The following is a 17,798-nucleotide window of genomic DNA, read 5'->3' as shown; positions in this document are numbered from 1 at the left end:
GCCCATGTCGCGCCTGTTTCCCCTTCTGCTGATCGGCAGCCTGCTGCTGCCGGCTGCCGCCCGTGCCGCCGAGGCCCCGGCCAGTGACGAACTGGCCAGTGACCCGGTGATCCAGCTGTACCTCAAGTTCAAGAGCAGCACGGCCAGACTGCCCGGACTGCGCGCCGATGGCGTGGTGCTCAAACAGGACTGGCTGCTGGACAAGCTCAAGACCGAGCTTGACCGCGACGGCATCACGGTTGAAAGCCTGGCGCTGACCCCGGAAAAGGGCACCATCAAGGTCCGCACCACGCAGGGCGTCGATGCCGTGCACACCATCGACTTCCGCTTCCTGCCGGTCGACTGGCCCAACCGGACGGTGCGCATTGCCTTTGACCGCAGTTCGGCTGCGGCCGGTGACGGACTGATTGCCCGCACGCTCGGCACCTTGGCTGTCGGCGTGTTCGGCATGGCCACCGGCGATCCGCTCGACAAGCTCGCTGCCAGACAGCCGTGGGCATCGGTCAACGGCAATGTCCTGACCGTCAAGCTCGACGAAGTCCCCTCGCTCAAGTCCACGCTCGACAGCTCGCTGATGGGCTACAAGCTGTTTGACCACATCGGCATCCGGCAGCTCTCGACCGAACAGGGAGCCATCCGCATCCGGCTCGGGCTGATGAAATAAGCCGGCGCACCCGTTTGCCATTTCCTTTTGCCGCCAAAGCCGCGACAATTCCGCCGTCGCGCAACCGGCGCCCCCACGTGTTCTGACTGGAAATCCATGAGTCGCATCTCCTTTTCCCGCTTCCTGACCGACGCCGAGCGTCAAGGCCAACTGACCTGCCCGACCCTGCGGGCTCTGCTCGAACAGATGGCCGCTGCCTGTGTCGGCATTGGCGATGCCGTCAACCGCGGCGCGCTGGCGGGCGTGCTGGGCGAAGCCGGCACCGGCAACATCCAGGGTGAAGACCAGAAAAAACTCGACGTGATCGCCAACGACATGCTGCTGGCGGCCAACGAGTGGACCGGCCAGCTGGCTGCCATGGCGTCGGAAGAGATGGCCGATCCGTGGCCGATTCCCGCGGCTTATCCGCAAGGCCCCTACCTGCTGCTGTTTGACCCGCTGGACGGCAGCTCCAACATCGACGTCAACATTTCCGTCGGCACCATCTTCTCGGTGCTGAAGGCCCCGGCCGGTAAAACCGCCATCGGTGCTGCCGATTTCCTTCAGGCCGGCACCGAACAGGTAGCCGCCGGCTACGTCGTCTACGGCCCGCAGACCATGCTGGTGCTGACCACCGGCAACGGCGTCAACGGCTTCACGCTGGACCGCAGCACCGGCACCTTTGTCCTGACCCATCCGGGCATGCGCATCCCGGAAACGGCCAGGGAATTCGCCATCAACATGTCCAACCAGCGCCACTGGGAAGCACCGGTGCAGCGTTATGTCGAAGAACTGCTGGCCGGCAAGACCGGCCCGCGCGGCAAGGACTACAACATGCGCTGGGTCGCCTCGATGGTGGCCGAAGTGCACCGCATCCTGTGTCGCGGCGGCATGTTCATGTACCCGAAGGACGCCCGCGATCCTTCCAAACCCGGCAAGCTGCGCCTGATGTACGAAGCCAACCCGATGTCGTTCATCGTCGAGCAGGCCGGAGGGATTGCCACCGACGGCCACCGGCGCATCCTCGACATCCCGCCCGAAGGCCTGCACCAGCGCGTGGCGGTTTTCCTCGGCGCCCGCGAAGAAGTCGAAACGGTCACCCGCTACCATCAGGACTGACCTTCACCCGCTCCGCCAGCGCCCTTCACCGGGCGCTTTGTCTTTTCAAGGACCTCCGCATGACATCCTGCACCCTGCGTCCCGCCACGCCTGACGACCTCACGGCCATTCACGGACTGATCATGGAGCACGGCCCCAACCAGTGGAACTGGCTGCCGGAAGACGGTGTGGCCAGCACGCTTGACGAGCTTCGCACCGGACTTGCCGGCGCCGTGGTGGCCGACAATGGCCAGCGGCTCCTGGGTGCACTGGTCTACCGGCAGGAGGACCACTTCCCGCACCTGCGACCGCACGATGTCGCACCGGCACAATGCGGCTTTCTGGTCGAAGCTGTCGTGTCCCGCGAAGCCGCCGGCCAGGGGCTGGGCACCCGGCTTATGCAGGCCGCCTGTGACGCCCTCGCCACCCGGGGCATCACATGGATCACGGCCGACCGGCATGAAGAAAATGCCGCTTCGGCCGGCATGATGCGCCGCGCCGGGCTTGTCCTGGTTTCAACATTCGACGACCCGGAACGCCGCCCGCACGGCAGTCGTCGCACCAGTGTCTGCGCTGTACGATTATGACAATAACGCCTGTTATCGTTTTCATGAATTCGTTACACTCGGCATCCGATTGACTCCTTTTGCGTGCAGCCCATGGTCCTGCCCGACATGCCCGCCAGCGACATAGCCTCGCGCATCCGCTCCGCCGCCCAGCAACTGGTCACCGAAGGCACCTGGCCCACGGTGGTCAATGTCCGTGAGCGGCTAGGCTCCGGCTCCAACACCACGATCAACAACGAACTCAAGGCCTGGCGCCAGTGGTTTCTGGCGCGCGTGTCATCCACCACCCGGCGGCCGGACTGGCCGGCCGAACTTGGTGACGCCATGGAAAGCCTGTGGCAGCGCGCCTGCAGCATTGCCGAAACACACCTCGACAACGTCCGCCGCGAAACCACGGCCCGGGCAGATGCGCTTGAAGCCGAGCTGGCCGCCCGCCAGGCCGAGCTCGCCGCGCAACAGGATGCCCTGGCACAGCTTGCCCGTGCCCGCCAGGAGCTCGAATCCGCCCTGGCCGACAGTCAGGCCGAAGTGGCCGCCAGCCTGCGTGAATGCGAAACCCGGGCCCGCGCAATTGAAGCAGCGGCGGCCGAACTGGAACGGGAGCAGGCTGCACGCCGGCAGGATGCCCTCCGTGCGGAAGATGAGCGCGAAGCACTGAAAACCGAATGGGAAGCCCGGCTGGTTGCGGCCCAGGAAGAGGCCGAACGCCGCGAAACGCTGGCCTACGAACGGCTGGAGGGCGTGCGTGCCATGCTGTACGAGCAGGCCGAACGCGAACGCAGCGAACACGCAGCAGAGAAAAAACGGCTGGAGCAAGTGGCTGACCGGACCCGCCAGGAACTCGCCAGTGTCCAGGCCGCACTCCAGGAACGGCTGCTGCAAACCGAGGGTGAGCGCAGCCGCCTGGAAACGGCGCTGGAGCATGCCGAAGCACGCCGGCAGGAGCTGGCCGAAACCCTGAACCAGCAGGAAGAACTCCATGCCGCCCGGCTGCTCATGCTCGAACAGGCCCGTGAAGAAACCCGGCGCCTGCATGAAGCCCTGCACGTTGCCCGCCAGGAACTGGCCGCCCATCCGTCGTTGCCGGCACTGGATGCACCGACATGACTCATCTGACCTACCCCGGCATGATCCCGCCCGCCCGGCTGGACAATGAGCCCCTGCTGCCCCCGGCATTTGGTGGCACCCGACCCAAGCTGATTGCGGCTGAAGACGATGTGGCCGCGATCATGACCTGGCTGCGCGAATTCGAAGACTCGCCCAATACCCTGATCAATTACCGCAAGGAAGCGCGACGGTTGCTGATGTGGGCTGGCGAACTGCGCCAGAAGGGACTGGTGCAGCTCAACCGGGAAGACCTGCTGGATTACCAGCGCTTTCTGGCCAATCCCCAGCCGGCCAGCCGCTGGGTCGGGCCCCGTCACCCGTACGGCCACCCGGAATGGCGGCCGTTCAATGGGCCGCTCAAGCCCTCCAGCATCAAGCAGTCACTGACCATCCTGGGAGCGATGTTCAAATACCTGTGCGACGCCGGTTACATGCAGGCCAATCCCTTGTCGCTGTCCCGTCGCAAATCGGCCGGGGTGATTGCCAATGCACCGCTGGAACGCTACCTGGAGATCAATGTCTGGGAAACCGTGCTGGACGAACTGGATGCCCTGCCTGTCGATTCCGAACGGGAAATCGCCCACTTCGAACGGGCCCGCTGGCTGTTCCAGCTGCTGTACCTGACCGGTGCGCGCCGCAGCGAAGTGGCACGGGCGACCATGGGCGACATATTCCGCCGCAATGGCCTGTGGTGGTGGCGGGTGATCGGCAAGGGCGGCAAGTACGGCGACATTCCGGTCAGCGAAGAGCTGCTGGATGCCCTGCAACGCTACCGGGACCATCTGGGGCTGGCTTCCCTGCCTGCCACCGGAGAGGCTACGCCGCTGGTCTGCCGCATGATCGGTCGCGGGCAGTACAGCACGCTGTCGCCAACGGCCATCTACCTGATCGTCAAGCAGGTATTCCAGCAGGTCGCCACGGTGGTCCGGCAGCGCGATCCCCAGCTGGCTGCCAAGCTGCAGCATGCCTCGACCCACTGGCTGCGCCATACTTCGGCCTCTCACCAGCTGGATGCCGGCGTACCGCTGCTGGTGGTCAGCCAGAACCTGCGTCATGCCAGCATCCAGACCACCCGCAAATACCTGCATACCGAGGATGACGCACGCCATGAGGCCACGCAGGCCCTGCTGCTGCGGCGACGGCGGCCGGCCTGAAACCTGCGCCGGGATGGGGCTTGCCCCGAAAAACACACCAGGGTAAAGTCCCCGCCACTTTTATGTCGGGCCGATGAATCGACCCGGCATTGCTTTTTCTGTCCCCCGCAAACTCGTTTTGGCGAGATTCGGCTGGTCTTACTCTTTGCCCTGGAGTGGGAATAATGTCTGATCTGGCTCAGGCCCGCATGCTTGGCGCATCCACTGCGCAACTCCCCGTTCATACCTATTTTGACCCGGCACATTACGAGCTGGAAATGAAGCACCTGTTTGCCGATGCACCGGTCTATTACGGTCATGAACTGATGGTGCCGAACGCCGGTGATTTCCATACGCTGGAATGGATGGGCCACGGCAAGATGCTCAAACGCAATGAAAAGAGCATCGAGTTGCTGTCCAATGTCTGCCGGCACCGGCAGGCACTGATGCTCAAGGGGCGGGGCAATGCTCCGCAGATCGTCTGCAACATCCACGGCTGGACCTACGACAACCAGGGACAGCTGACCGGTGCACCGCATTTTCACGAAACCCCGTGCCTGAAGCTCAACTCCACAGCCCTCACCCGCTGGAACGGCCTGCTGTTTGATGCCAGGCGCGATGTTGCCCGCGACCTGTCCCGGCTTGGCGTTGCCCGGCATCTCGACTTTGCCGGTTTTGCCTACCACAGCACGCACCTGACTGAATACGCCTTCAACTGGAAAACCTTCATCGAGGTGTATTCGGAAGACTATCACGTCGACCCTTTCCACCCCGGGCTCGGGCATTTTGTCAATTGCGCCGACCTCAAATGGGAATGGGGCGAGCAATACCACGTGCAGACAGTCGGCGTAAAAAACCGCTTGTCACACGCAGGCAGCAAGACATACGCCAATTGGCATGAGCAGGTATTGCAGCGTTTTGCCGAAAAGCAGCCGGAGTTTGGTGCGATATGGCTGACTTATTACCCCAACATCATGGTTGAATGGTATCCGCATGTGCTGGTAATCAGCACTGCCTTGCCGAAAGGGCCGGAAAACTGCACGGTCACGACCGAGTTTTACTATCCGGAAGACATCGTCTGGTTTGAACCGGAATTCATCGAGGCCGAGCAGAAAGCCTATTTTGAAACGGCTGTCGAGGATGACGAAATCTGCTACCGCATGCACGAGGGCCGCAAGGCACTGTGGTTGCGGGGAGAAAGCGAAACCGGCCCGTACCAGTCTCCCACGGAGGACGGCATGCAGCATTTTCATGAATTCTATCGCCGCAAAATGGGCCAGTTTCTGTAAAATCCGCATGTGCAAAGCAAAACCGGCGGCATCAGATGATGCCGCTTTTTTCATACTGATTGCCCCGAGGCAAATCAGGTCAAGCACCGGTTTATATAAATATCAAATTTGTGACGGTAGTATTCCCGCAAATCATGATGTTCGTATAAGCTAACAGTTTTTTGACTTGCCGAAATCGAATAGGGTCAACACAAGGTGCTGACCTAATCCGCCATCGGTTCCAGCCGGATCACCCGCCATGTCCACGACGTCAGATACTTCCGTTGAACTTCTTGAGCCCGTCGATAAGACGCTCCCCTCCAGCAAGGGAGCCGTCATCCATGGGCAGCTGCAACTGGAGGGCTCCGAGGCTTTCCAGTATTTCACCGAAAAGGACTTTGACCGGATCCTGCGCAACCTGGACGGACTGCGCTCGATGGTGTTCCCTTTGGGGGGCACGGACATGCAGGACGATGCCAATGCCGAGCAGCCGTTTCCGTCGGTCTGCCTGATCGGCCTGGGCCGTTGCGGTTCGAACATCGCACTGGACGTGGCTTCACTGGTCTATAACGCACGGCAGTTCTATTCCAACGAATTCGAACACGAAGAAGCCAGCAAGAGTCCGGTCGTCGAAACCGAGCGGCAGCCGAAAAACTGGATCCGCCGCAATCTGGCCCGCACCCAGTCCCGGGTCAGCAAGCCGGTCTTCCTGATCGAACCGATGGTGATGCTGGGTGACCTCGACAAGGACATCAAGGGCCGCATCCTGTTTTCGCGCCGGGGAGGAGACGGCAGCTTCCTCAGCGACTACAACAAGATGAAAATCATGGACTTGTCCGAAGTCCATGCCGGTGGTGCCGGCAATGCACCGATCCTCGGCCAGTATCTGGCCAAGATCATCCTCAATAAGGATACCCAGCGTTTCTCCAACGCCGACTGGAAATTCATCCACTCGTACCTGATCGATTCGTGCGGCATCAAGGCCAACCAGTCACGCCTGTATTTCTACATTTTCAGTGCCGGCGGCGGCACCGGTTCCGGCATGGCATCCGAATTCGGACTGGCCCAGCAGTACTCGTACATGAGCAAGACGTTCGATACGCGCGACGAAAGCCAGATTGACGACGGCAGCGGCCGCTCCTTCGTGTTCGAACCGATCTTCACCAGCGGCATCTGCATCCTGCCGAACATTTCCGATTCGACCAGCAGCGGTGCCGAAGCCCTGCACATCAATGCCGGCCGCCTGCTGTGCAAGTACCTCGCCGAAGAATGGGATTTTTCCTACAACTTCGACAATGAAGAAGCCAATACCGAAAGCGTGATGCACCGCATCCGCCCGTGGAACGCCATGATGCTGATCTCCAACGACATCATGCGCTATGCCGAATCCGACCAGGACAGCGGCATCGGTCATATCGATGTCAATGCGATGGAGCGGCATGCCAACCAGTACATTTCGCAGCAGATCTTCAACATCCTGACGGCGCAGGCAGTCACCACCGACTACGACCAGAACTATTTCCGCAATGCCGGCATCGACATCGGCGAAACCATCCGCCTGGATGCCAACGACCTCTTCATGAGCCTTGCCGGCCCCGTGGCCGTCGCCTATGCCGAATCGGTCGTATCCGATCCGCTGGCCTTGCCGGAACACAACGGCGGGCTGGACATCGACGACCTCTTCTTCCGTTCGATCGAACTGCCGCACTTCAATCGCACCACCCAGGCCATTGAGGGCATCAGCCTGCTGCCGATCGAATCGCAGCGTTATCGCGCAGCACTCGACCAGTACCGCCAGTCGGGCTTTGATGCCGAGCAGCTGCGGGAACTGTTCTTCTTCAAGAACTGCTCGTCGATCGTCACCATCGTGTCGCTGCCCAAGGGCTACAAGCTCGCATACACCGACCTCAACCGCCTCAAGACCCACCTCAACAACCTGTTCCCCAACACCACGCTCAAACGCTATGCGCTGGTGATCGGCGCCTCGGCCAACCTGTCGCTGACCACGCTGGTCGTCAAGAGCCCGTGCCTGAGCGACGATTTCCTGACCCTGATCGTGGCCTTCATCAAGCGCTGTTTTGCCGTTGACCAGTACCGGTATGACGAAAGCCTCGACAAGGAAATCCTCGATTTCATTACCAGCGAGCATTTTGATGAAAGCCGGCTCGACGGCATGCTGGAACCGCACGAAAACCCGGCCAAGATCCTTGATACCAACTGGTATGCAATCAAGCCGATGTACGAAAAGAAATATCGCGAGCTGATTCATAATCCGGACAAATTCGTATCGATCAACGACATCCGTCTGAGCCGTGACAGCATCAAGAAAACCATCAGGTATCTGCGTGAGATTTACCGGCACCGCGTCGGCAAGACCAAGATTGTCTCGCTGAACGAATACGTGGCCGACCAAGCACGCCATTCCGCCTGATCTACCGTTTGTCGAGAAAACCATCCTGATTACCTGAATCAGGATGGTTTTTTATCGCGTGAAGAAAACCCGTTGATTTTCAAGGAACAGAAATTAACTTTGTTAATAAGCAATTTTCGGGTAACCCTTGATTCATCATAAGGATTTGACCATTTATCGATACAGGTTGATATAACGCAACATACAACCGATGTAACAGTATGTAATATTTCCCGGCCCAAACAGCAGTCTCCGACTTGCAATTTCGGATTTCTGACAAGTCTCACAGAATGATTCAGGCATCACCTGACAAAATCATCATTCATGCAAATATTGAATGGTCATTTTGTGAGGTGACTCCGCACAGACTGTTTTCTTTGAAATCCATTCAGGATTGCCTCCCGATTTCGCATAGACCAAGGAGACATGACATGAGTAGCAATAGCGACATTACGTCGAACTCAGGTCATACCATCAACCGTAACGATGTTGATGAAAAGCTCGCGCTCCGGCGAGCAGCGGTAGCGAGTTTTATCGGCAACTTTGTCGAATGGTTCGACTACGCATCGTACGGTTATCTTGCTGCCGTGATCGCCGTCGTATTCTTTCCCGAGGCCGACAAAACCGCAGGGCTTCTGGCGGCATTCGCCGTCTTTGCCATTTCCTTCCTGATACGCCCGGTCGGCGGCATTTTCTGGGGTCACATCGGTGACCGCATCGGCCGCCGCAACGCCTTGTCATGGTCGATCCTGATCATGTCCGGCGCCACCTTCTGCATTGCCTTCCTGCCCTCCTACGCCAGTATCGGCATGTGGGCTCCGATCCTGCTTCTGGTGATCCGCATGGTCCAAGGCTTTTCCGCCTCGGGCGAATACGCCGGAGCCTCGGCTTTCCTGGCCGAATATGCCCCCACCGGCAAGCGCGGCCTCTATTGCAGCATCGTGCCGGCCAGTACGGCAGCAGGCCTGCTGTTCGGTTCGCTGTTCGTCGCGGGCATGCACATGTTCCTGACCCTGGAACAGATCCACGACTGGGGCTGGCGCGTTCCCTTCCTGCTGGCCGCCCCGTTCGGCCTGATCGGCCGCTACATCCGGGTGCACCTGCAAGACACGCCGAAATTCCGCCAGATGGAAGAAGCACTGGAAAAGCGTGAAGTCGAAAACAAGGTGCCGATCCACGACCTGCTGGGCAAATACCGCGCCAAAGTCATCATCGCCTTCGGTGTCACCTGCCTGAACGCCGTGGCCTTCTACACCATCCTCAGCTACATGCCGACCTATCTGTCCGCAGAACTGGGCATGACCGAACAGAGCTCCTTCATCGCCTCGACCATCTCGCTGGTGACCTATATCGGCTTCATCTTCCTGATGGGCGAACTGTCCGACCGCTTCGGCCGCAAGACCATGCTGGTTTCTGCCTCGATCCTGTTCATGCTGCTGGCCGTTCCGCTGTTCAGCATGCTCGACCACGGTGCCTTCATCACCATCCTTCTGATCCAGATCGCCTTCGGCGCCCTGCTGTCAATGAACGACGGCACGCTGGCCAGCTTCCTGTCGGAAATCTTCCCGACCAAGGTGCGCTACAGCGGCTTTGCCTTCAGCTTCAACTCGGCCAATGCCCTGTTTGGCGGCACGGCTCCGTTCATCGCCACCTGGCTGATCAGCGTCACGGGCAACAAGCTGGCTCCGGCCTGGTATCTGGTCATTGCATCGGCGGTCGCACTGGTCGCCATGCTGGCCAGCCGCGAAACCGCACACGAGGATCTGGCAGACGACTGACGCTCCGGCATCCACGCACACCAAAGGCAGCCTGAAGGCTGCCCTTTTCCGTTACGTGCCTGTCGGGTCAGGCCGTCATTCAATGACCACCTGCGAGCCTTTCAGCCGGGCACTGCCACCACGCCGCTCCTCGTCCAGCGTCATGCGCTTCTGGCCGATGCGCAGCTCGACACCGCAGTAGATCTGCTTGAGGGCGACGATGGCCGCATCTGCGGCCAGTGTCAGCTTGTCGTTGAGTTCAGCCAGCTCCAGTGTCAGGCGATCGACTTCGGACTTGAGCGTCCCGGCCGTCCGCCGCGCCTTTTCCAGCTGGTCGGCGTGCTCGGGGCTCTGCTTGCAGAAGGTGATGACCTGCAATACCTTGCCGAACTCGTCCAGCCGGGCCTTGCGTTCCAGCTCCAGCTCGTCACGCCGGCGGATCAGTCCGGGCTGGTAGCCGACCTGCACCACGGTTGTCACACCGGTCGGCAGCCCCAGTACACCGGCCTGCACATGACGCAAGGCAGAATACTGGCCGCCCCCAAGGCTGCCCTGGTTGCCGACCAGAATGCTGTGCCCGGCTTCCACATTCGACTGCTGGATGCCGCGCTCGGCCTTGACGGTAGCTTCGGCGCTCAGGCGGGCGCCTTCGACAAAGCGGGCCTCGATCGAGCCTCCCGCCCGGATCAGGGCCGTATCCTGGCTGCCGAGCTTGCCGATGATGCCGCCCTTGACCGAAACATTGCCGCCAGCCCGTACCTCGGCAGCCTCGATGGCACCACTGACCACCACATCGCCGCCAGCCATCACGCGCATGCCGGCACGGATGTCACCTTTTACGTGCAAGGTGCCGTCAAACTCGATGTGTCCGGAATCCAGGCCGACTTCGTCGACTTCGATGACCGGCAGCACCTTGACGCCCTTTTCCAGAAAGGAAGGTGCACCCGCCAGGGTGGAAACCAGTACGTCCGGATCATTCGATGCCACATCGACACCGGACAGGCCGCGTTCGAACGGCAGGTCCGGCACCGGCACAGCCGCTACGGCCTGCCCCAGCACGTTCATGCCGGGTACGCCCTGACTGGCCGGAATCCGTCGCATCAGCTGCACGCCGCGGTCCACCAGATGCAGGTGGCCCATGGCGCGGTAATCCACCCGTGCCAGCGCCGAAGAATCACCCGGGTCATCTCCCAGCTGGTCCTCAACCAGATTCACGAAGCGCGTCCGCTCGCCATGGCCGGCCGGACAGCCGACGGCCACCACCAGATGCTCGCAATGGCCGCTGGTCAGGGCCGTACGCAACGCTTCGGTCTGCAATCCGTAAACCACGCCGTGATCCTGAAGTGACTGAATGACCCTGCGCGGGTCGACAGCCTGTCCGCCCATGGGCAAACGGAGCGTCAACCAGGCTGTCATGGCATCACTGCTGACACTGATCTCGAAACTGCCGTCATGCAGCTCCCCGATCACCGTATTGCCTTCTTCGGCCGATTCCTGACAGGTTTTCAGGAATGCCTCGATCGCCATTTCGTCCAGCGCAGCGTTATGCCATTTCTGCTGCACCAGCAACGCCTGCAGGGCATCCCGGGTCGGGGCCACGGCGGGGTCGCCCGGCAGGTATCGGGCAATGATCTTGCGGCCTTCACAGCCAAGGTTCAGACCGGTGGAAAACGTCATTGTCAGAAGTATCTTGCGTTCGGAAACACCGATTATGAGTTCGTGCCGCCAGAAGCTCAATGGCACGATGCAATCGGCATGAGCACAAAAACAAAGCGAGCCGGAATGCCGCCCCTTGGTCACTACACAAGGTCAATCGTCAAGTCATTTTTTTGGTATATCACACCGGAAAATTTCACCCGAATGGTCTTGATCCGGCCGCCCATCAAAAATAGAATGAACGCTCACTTAATTACAGAATGGCCAGTCTGTACGGACTGGCTTCATGATTTTCCGGACGCCCTCCTCCACCATGACACTCTCCCGTCCCCTTGCCCCGCTGGTGCTCGCCCTTTCCATGAGCTGGCTGCTCGCCGGCTGCAACGGCCAGAAGGCCGAATCAGCTGCGGCACCTCCTGCTGCCGAAGTCGGCGTGGTCACACTCAAGACCGAACCCCTGGCCCTGATGACCGAACTGGCCGGCCGCACTTCGCCTTATCTGGTCGCCGACGTCCGCCCACAGGTTGGCGGCATCATCCAGAAACGCCACTTCACCGAAGGCGGCATGGTGAAGGCCGGCGAACCGCTGTACCAGATCGACCCGGCCACCTACGAAGCCGCTGTCGCCCGTGCCCAGGCAGCCCTGGCCAAGGCCGAAGCCAACCTGACCACCGCCCGCACCAAGGCCGAGCGCTATGGCGAACTGGTGTCCATCCAGGCCGTCAGCCAGCAGGACAACGACGACGCCCAGGCCGCCTTCCACGCCGCCAGGGCCGAAGTACTGGCAGCCAGAGCCGAGCTGAAAACCGCTGAAATCGACCTCTACTACACGCGCGTGGCCTCGCCGATCGCCGGACGCATCGGCAAGTCCAGCGTCACGCCGGGCGCACTGGTCACCGGCAACCAGAACACCGCACTGGCCACGGTGCAGCAGCTTGACCCGATCTATGTCGACGTCACCCAGTCCAGCGCCGAGCTCTTGCGCCTCAAGCGCGAGCTGGCCAACGGCACGCTGGCACAGGACGAAAAAGGGCGCGCCAAGGTCAGCCTCAAGCTGGAAGACGGCAGTGATTACCCGCAGGAAGGCCGGCTGGAATTTGCCGACGTGACCGTCGACACCAACACCGGCACCGTCACCCTGCGCGCCGTGTTCCCGAACCCGGACGCCACGCTGCTGCCGGGCATGTACGTGCGCGCACAGGTACAGGAAGGCATCAACCCGCAGGCACTGCTCGTGCCGCAACAGGGCGTGACCCGCAACACCAAGGGCGAACCGACGGCACTGGTGGTCGGCAAGGACGGCAAGGTGGCCCAGCGCGTGCTGCAGACCCAGCGCGCCATCGGCGACAAGTGGCTGGTCAGCGCCGGCCTGCAGGCCGGCGACAAAGTCATCGTGCAAGGGTTGCAGAAAGTGCGCCCGGGCATGCCGGTCAAGCCGGTGGAAACCGGCAGCAAGCCGGCGGCCGACGGCCAGGCCAAGCCTGCTGCTGCCGCACCGGCTGCACGGTAAGGAGACGCAAACATGGCCCGTTTCTTTATTGATCGCCCGATTTTTGCCTGGGTGATCGCCATCGTCATCATGCTGGCGGGTGCCTTGTCGGTACTCAACCTGCCGGTGGCGCAATATCCGCAGATCGCACCGCCAACGGTGCAGATTTCCGCCACCTACCCGGGTGCCTCGGCCAAGACGGTGGAAGACACCGTGACGCAGGTGATCGAGCAGAACATGAAAGGCATCGATCACCTGACCTACATGTCCTCGACCAGCGACTCCAGCGGCAGCGTGGAAATCACCCTGACCTTCGACGCCAACACCAATCCGGACACGGCGCAGGTGCAGGTGCAGAACAAGCTGTCGCTCGCCACGCCGCTCCTGCCCCAGGAAGTTCAACGCCAGGGCATCACGGTCACCAAGTCCGCCACCAACTTCCTGATGGTGATGGGCTTCGTGTCCGAAGACGGCAGCATGAGCAACACTGACCTGGCCGACTACATTGCCGCCAACGTGCAGGACATCATTGCCCGCGTACCCGGAGTCGGTGAAGTCAACCTGTTCGGCAGCCAGTACGCCATGCGCATCTGGCTGGACCCGGCCAGGCTGCAACAGTACGCACTGACCCCGGCCGACATCCGCAATGCCATCCAGGCGCAGAACGCCCAGGTGTCTGCCGGCCAGCTCGGCGGCACTCCCGCCCTGCCCGGCCAGCAGCTCAATGCCACCGTCACGGCCCAGAGCCGCCTGAAGACCCCGGCCGAGTTTGAAAACATCCTGCTGCGCAGCACCGGCAACGGTGCCAATGTCTACCTGAAAGACGTGGCCAAGGTTGAACTGGGCAGCGAATCGTATTCGCACATTGCCCGCTTCAACGGCAAGCCGGCGGCCGGCCTCGGCATCAAGCTCGCCACCGGTGCCAACGCACTGGATACCGCTGCGGCCCTGAAAGCCAAGGTGCAGGACCTGCAGACCTTCATGCCGCAGGGCATGAAAGTGGTGGTGCCGTACGACACCACGCCGTTCGTGAAGCTGTCGATCGAAAGCGTGGTCCAGACCCTCTTTGAAGCGGTCATCCTCGTGTTCGTGGTGATGTACCTGTTCCTGCAGAACTTCCGCGCCACCCTGATCCCCACCATTGCCGTTCCAGTGGTGCTGCTGGGTACGTTCGGCGTGCTGTTCGCCTTTGGCTACTCCATCAACACCCTCACCATGTTCGCCATGGTGCTGGCCATCGGCCTGCTGGTGGATGATGCCATCGTGGTGGTGGAAAACGTCGAGCGCATCATGAGCGAGGAAGGCCTGTCGCCGCGCGAAGCCACCCGCAAGTCGATGGACCAGATCACCGGTGCCCTGATCGGCATCGCACTGGTGCTGTCGGCCGTGTTCGTGCCGATGGCGTTCTTCGGCGGCTCCACCGGCGTGATCTACCGCCAGTTCTCCGTCACCATCGTGTCGGCCATGGTGCTGTCGGTGATCATCGCGCTGGTGCTGACCCCGGCCCTGTGCGCCACGCTGCTCAAGCCGGTTGCCAAAGGCCACAGCAGCGCCGAATCCAGCCTCTTCGGCCGCATCTTCATCCGCTTCAACCTCTGGCTGGAGCGCCTGAACGGCGGCACGCAGAACATGGCCAGCAGGATGATCAGCCGCAGCGTGCGCTACATGGTCATCTACGGCCTGATCGTGGCCGGCATGGCGGTGATGTTCATGCGCCTGCCGTCGAGCTTCCTGCCGGACGAAGACCAGGGAATGATGTTCACCATGGTGCAGCTGCCGGCCGGTGCCACGCAGGAACGCACCATGGAAGTGGTCAAGCAGGTGGAAAAGCACTTCCTCGAAAACGAAACCGACTCGGTCGCGTCGATCTTCTCGGTGGCCGGTTTCAGCTTTGCCGGCAATGGCCAGAACATGGCGCTGGGCTTCGTGGGCCTGAAGGACTGGAAGGAGCGCAAGGCCGCAGACCGCAAGGTGCAGGCCGTCGCCGGCCGGGCCATGGGTGCGTTTGCCGGCATCAAGGATGCCATGGCGTTTGCCTTTGCTCCGCCGGCCGTGGTCGAACTGGGCAACGCCACCGGTTTTGACCTGCAACTGCAGGACCGCGCCGGTCTGGGCCACGACGCCCTGATGCAGGCCCGCAACCAGCTCCTGGGCATGGCAGCGCAGAACCCGGCCCTGATGGCCGTGCGCCCCAACGGTCAGGAAGACATGCCGGAATACCAGCTCGACATCGATTTTGCCCGTGCCGGTGCACTGGGCCTGTCGACCGCTGACATCAACGACGCCCTGAGCACCGCCTGGGGTGGCAGCTATGTCAACGACTTCATCGACAAGGGTCGCGTCAAGAAGGTGTACATCCAGGGCGAAGCCTCGACCCGCATGCTGCCGGAAGACCTGAACAAATGGTACGTGCGCAACAGCACGGGTGAAATGGTGCCGTTCAGCGCCTTTGCCAGCGCCCACTGGACCTACGGCTCGCCGCGTCTGGAACGCTACAACGGCCTGCCGTCCGTGCAGATCCAGGGTCAGGCAGCACCCGGCCACAGCACCGGCGAAGCGATGCTGGCCATGGAACAGCTGGTCGCCCAGCTGCCGGCAGGCATCGGCTACGAGTGGACCGGCCTCTCGTACCAGGAACGCATGGCCGGCTCGCAGGCACCGATGCTGTACGCCCTGTCGATCCTCGTGATCTTCCTGTGTCTGGCTGCCCTGTATGAAAGCTGGTCGATTCCGTTCTCGGTCATGCTGGTGGTCCCGCTCGGCATCATCGGGGCGCTGGCAGCCGCCATGCTGTTCAAGCTTTCCAACGACGTGTACTTCCAGGTCGGCCTGCTGACCACCATCGGTCTGGCCTCGAAAAACGCCATCCTGATCGTGGAATTCGCCAAGGACCTGGCGGCATCCGGCCACTCGTTGCTGTCGGCCGCGCTGACTGCCGTGCGCCTGCGCCTGCGCCCGATCCTGATGACGTCGTTTGCCTTCATCCTCGGGGTGCTGCCGCTGGCCGTCAGCAACGGCGCGGGTGCCGGTGCGCAGAACGCACTGGGCATCGGCGTGATCGGCGGCATGATCACCGGTACGGTACTGGCCGTGATCTTCGTGCCCCTGTTCTTTGTGGTGATCCGCCGTGTTTTCGATGGTCAACGGCACTGGCTGCGTCCCAGGGACAACCTGAGCGCGCATGAGCCGCCGGCAGCCGATCCGACCCCTTCCGAGGAGAACCGCCCATGAACCATCCGATGATTGTCACTTCGCTGGCCGCCATGCTGCTGGCGACCGGCTGCACGACCATGGCACCTGATTACCGGCAACCGGCCCTGCCGGTGGCGGGCCAGTTCCCCGACAGTGTCGGAGCCACGCGCCCGGAAGGCTCCGTCAGCGACACCCTGCTGGCTGACTGGCGGGCCTTTTTCCCGGACGAGCAGCTCAAGACGCTGATCGAACTGGCCCTGACCCACAACCGTGACCTGCGGGTGGCGGCATTGCAGATCGACAAGGCCCGTGCGCGCTACCAGATCCAGCGTGCCGACCTGCTGCCGTCGATCGCCGCCAGCGGCGGCAGCGAAAGCCAGCGCCTGCCAGGCGACCTGTCCGGCAACGGTGCCTCGACCCTCGCCCGCCAGTACAGCGCCAGCGTGGGGCTGACCAGCTATGAAGTGGATTTCTTCGGCCGCATCCAGAGCCTGAAGGACGCCGCGCTGGAAACCTTCCTCGCCACCGAGGAAGCCCGCCGCGCCGCGCAGATCAGCCTCGTGTCCGAAGTCGCCAATGCCTACCTCGCCTACGCCGCCGACCGCGAACAGCTGAAACTGGCGCGCGACACGCTGGGCAACCGGCGGGCCGAATACGAGCTGGTACGCCGCCGCTTTGAACTGGGCAGCGCTTCGGCGCTGGACCTGAGCCAGGCCCAGACCGGCATGGAATCAGCCCGTGGCGAAGTCGCCCGCTACGAAGCCCTGCTGGCGCAGGACCGCAACGCGCTGGTGCTGGTGGTCGGCACCAGTGTCGACCCCGCACTGCTGCCGACGGCCCCGGTTGCCGAGCTGCCGACGCCGGCCGCCCTGCCCGCCGGCCTGCCGTCCGACCTGCTGCTGCGCCGCCCGGACATTGTCGAGGCCGAACATGCCCTCAAGGCAGCCAACGCCAACATCGGTGCGGCCCGGGCTGCGTTTTTCCCGAGCATCACGCTGACCGCCAGCGTCGGCACCGCCAGCAGCGACCTCTCGGGGCTGTTTGACGCCGGCTCGCGCAGCTGGTCCTTCATGCCGCAAGTCCGGCTGCCGATCTTCGAAGGCGGCCACAACCTGGCCAACCTGCGGGTGAGCGAGGCGGATCGCGACATCTCGCTGGCGCAATACGAGAAAGCCATCCAGAAGGCGTTTACCGAAGTGGCTGACACCCTGGCGGTGCAGGACACCATCGACGAACGCCTGTCGGCCCAGACGGCACTGACAGAAGCCACCGGCCTGAGCTACCGGCTGTCGCAGGCCCGCTTTGACAAGGGCATCGACAGTTACCTGAATGTCCTGGTTGCCCAGCGCAGCGACTACACGGCCCGTCAGGGGCTGATCGAGGTCCAGCTCAACCGGCTTGCCAACCGCATCGCCCTTTACCGGGCGCTGGGTGGCGGCTGGCGCTCCTGACCGTAACGGCAGACGGGTCGCCACGGCG

Annotated in this window: 12 protein-coding genes; 11 read left to right on the top strand and 1 reads right to left on the bottom strand. The window is 62.0% G+C overall.

The features are described 5' to 3' along the window. Positions 1-4: 4 nt before the first annotated feature. The 8 genes from G542_RS0102460 to G542_RS0102425 all read left to right on the top strand — a co-directional run bounded on the left by G542_RS0102460 (position 5) and on the right by G542_RS0102425 (position 10,003). Positions 5-664: a hypothetical protein gene (locus tag G542_RS0102460; RefSeq protein ID WP_012697589.1), complete on the top strand. Its 660-nt coding sequence runs from the start codon at positions 5-7 to the stop codon at positions 662-664. A gap of 96 nt (positions 665-760) precedes the next feature. After that, positions 761-1,762, top strand: a complete 1,002-nt coding sequence (locus G542_RS0102455) for a class 1 fructose-bisphosphatase (RefSeq protein WP_027823289.1) — start codon at positions 761-763, stop codon at positions 1,760-1,762. A 59-nt stretch (positions 1,763-1,821) separates the two neighbouring features. After that, entirely contained in the window at positions 1,822-2,328 is a 507-nt protein-coding gene (locus tag G542_RS0102450) for a GNAT family N-acetyltransferase (RefSeq protein ID WP_012697591.1), read from the top strand. Positions 2,329-2,400: 72 nt separating this feature from the next. Further along, positions 2,401-3,414, top strand: coding sequence for a DNA-binding protein (locus G542_RS15675; protein WP_012697592.1), 1,014 nt, complete (start codon positions 2,401-2,403; stop codon positions 3,412-3,414). Further along, entirely contained in the window at positions 3,411-4,568 is a 1,158-nt protein-coding gene (locus tag G542_RS0102440; protein WP_012697593.1) for a tyrosine-type recombinase/integrase, read from the top strand. Before G542_RS15675 ends, G542_RS0102440 begins: the two co-directional genes overlap by 4 nt. A gap of 164 nt (positions 4,569-4,732) precedes the next feature. After that, positions 4,733-5,836, top strand: a complete 1,104-nt coding sequence (locus tag G542_RS0102435; protein ID WP_012697594.1) for an aromatic ring-hydroxylating oxygenase subunit alpha — start codon at positions 4,733-4,735, stop codon at positions 5,834-5,836. 238 nt (positions 5,837-6,074) lie between these two features. Further along, positions 6,075-8,246, top strand: coding sequence for a hypothetical protein (locus tag G542_RS0102430; protein ID WP_012697595.1), 2,172 nt, complete (start codon positions 6,075-6,077; stop codon positions 8,244-8,246). Positions 8,247-8,656: 410 nt separating this feature from the next. Further along, entirely contained in the window at positions 8,657-10,003 is a 1,347-nt protein-coding gene (locus tag G542_RS0102425; protein WP_027823288.1) for an MFS transporter, read from the top strand. A 75-nt stretch (positions 10,004-10,078) separates the two neighbouring features. Here G542_RS0102425 and G542_RS0102420 read toward each other — a convergent pair whose 3' ends face one another. Then, the gene (locus G542_RS0102420; protein WP_027823287.1) at positions 10,079-11,659 is read right to left on the bottom strand and encodes a flagellar assembly protein A; all 1,581 of its coding nucleotides are present in this window, start codon (positions 11,657-11,659) and stop codon (positions 10,079-10,081) included. Positions 11,660-11,951: 292 nt separating this feature from the next. Here G542_RS0102420 and G542_RS0102415 point away from each other — a divergent pair, with 292 nt between their 5' ends. The 3 genes from G542_RS0102415 to G542_RS0102405 are packed head-to-tail and all read left to right on the top strand — an operon-like array spanning position 11,952 to position 17,770. After that, positions 11,952-13,148: an efflux RND transporter periplasmic adaptor subunit gene (locus tag G542_RS0102415; RefSeq protein ID WP_012697599.1), complete on the top strand. Its 1,197-nt coding sequence runs from the start codon at positions 11,952-11,954 to the stop codon at positions 13,146-13,148. A gap of 12 nt (positions 13,149-13,160) precedes the next feature. Further along, positions 13,161-16,358: an efflux RND transporter permease subunit gene (locus G542_RS0102410; protein WP_027823286.1), complete on the top strand. Its 3,198-nt coding sequence runs from the start codon at positions 13,161-13,163 to the stop codon at positions 16,356-16,358. Then, a complete protein-coding gene (locus tag G542_RS0102405; protein ID WP_027823285.1) occupies positions 16,355-17,770 on the top strand; it encodes an efflux transporter outer membrane subunit in 1,416 nt (471 codons plus the stop codon). Before G542_RS0102410 ends, G542_RS0102405 begins: the two co-directional genes overlap by 4 nt. Positions 17,771-17,798: the final 28 nt, after the last annotated feature.

The sequence above is a fragment of the Laribacter hongkongensis DSM 14985 genome (assembly GCF_000423285.1).
GTDB classification, from domain to species: domain Bacteria; phylum Pseudomonadota; class Gammaproteobacteria; order Burkholderiales; family Aquaspirillaceae; genus Laribacter; species Laribacter hongkongensis.
The sequence above is the reverse complement of the archived record's forward strand: the minus strand, read 5'-3'. Positions and strand labels throughout refer to the sequence as shown.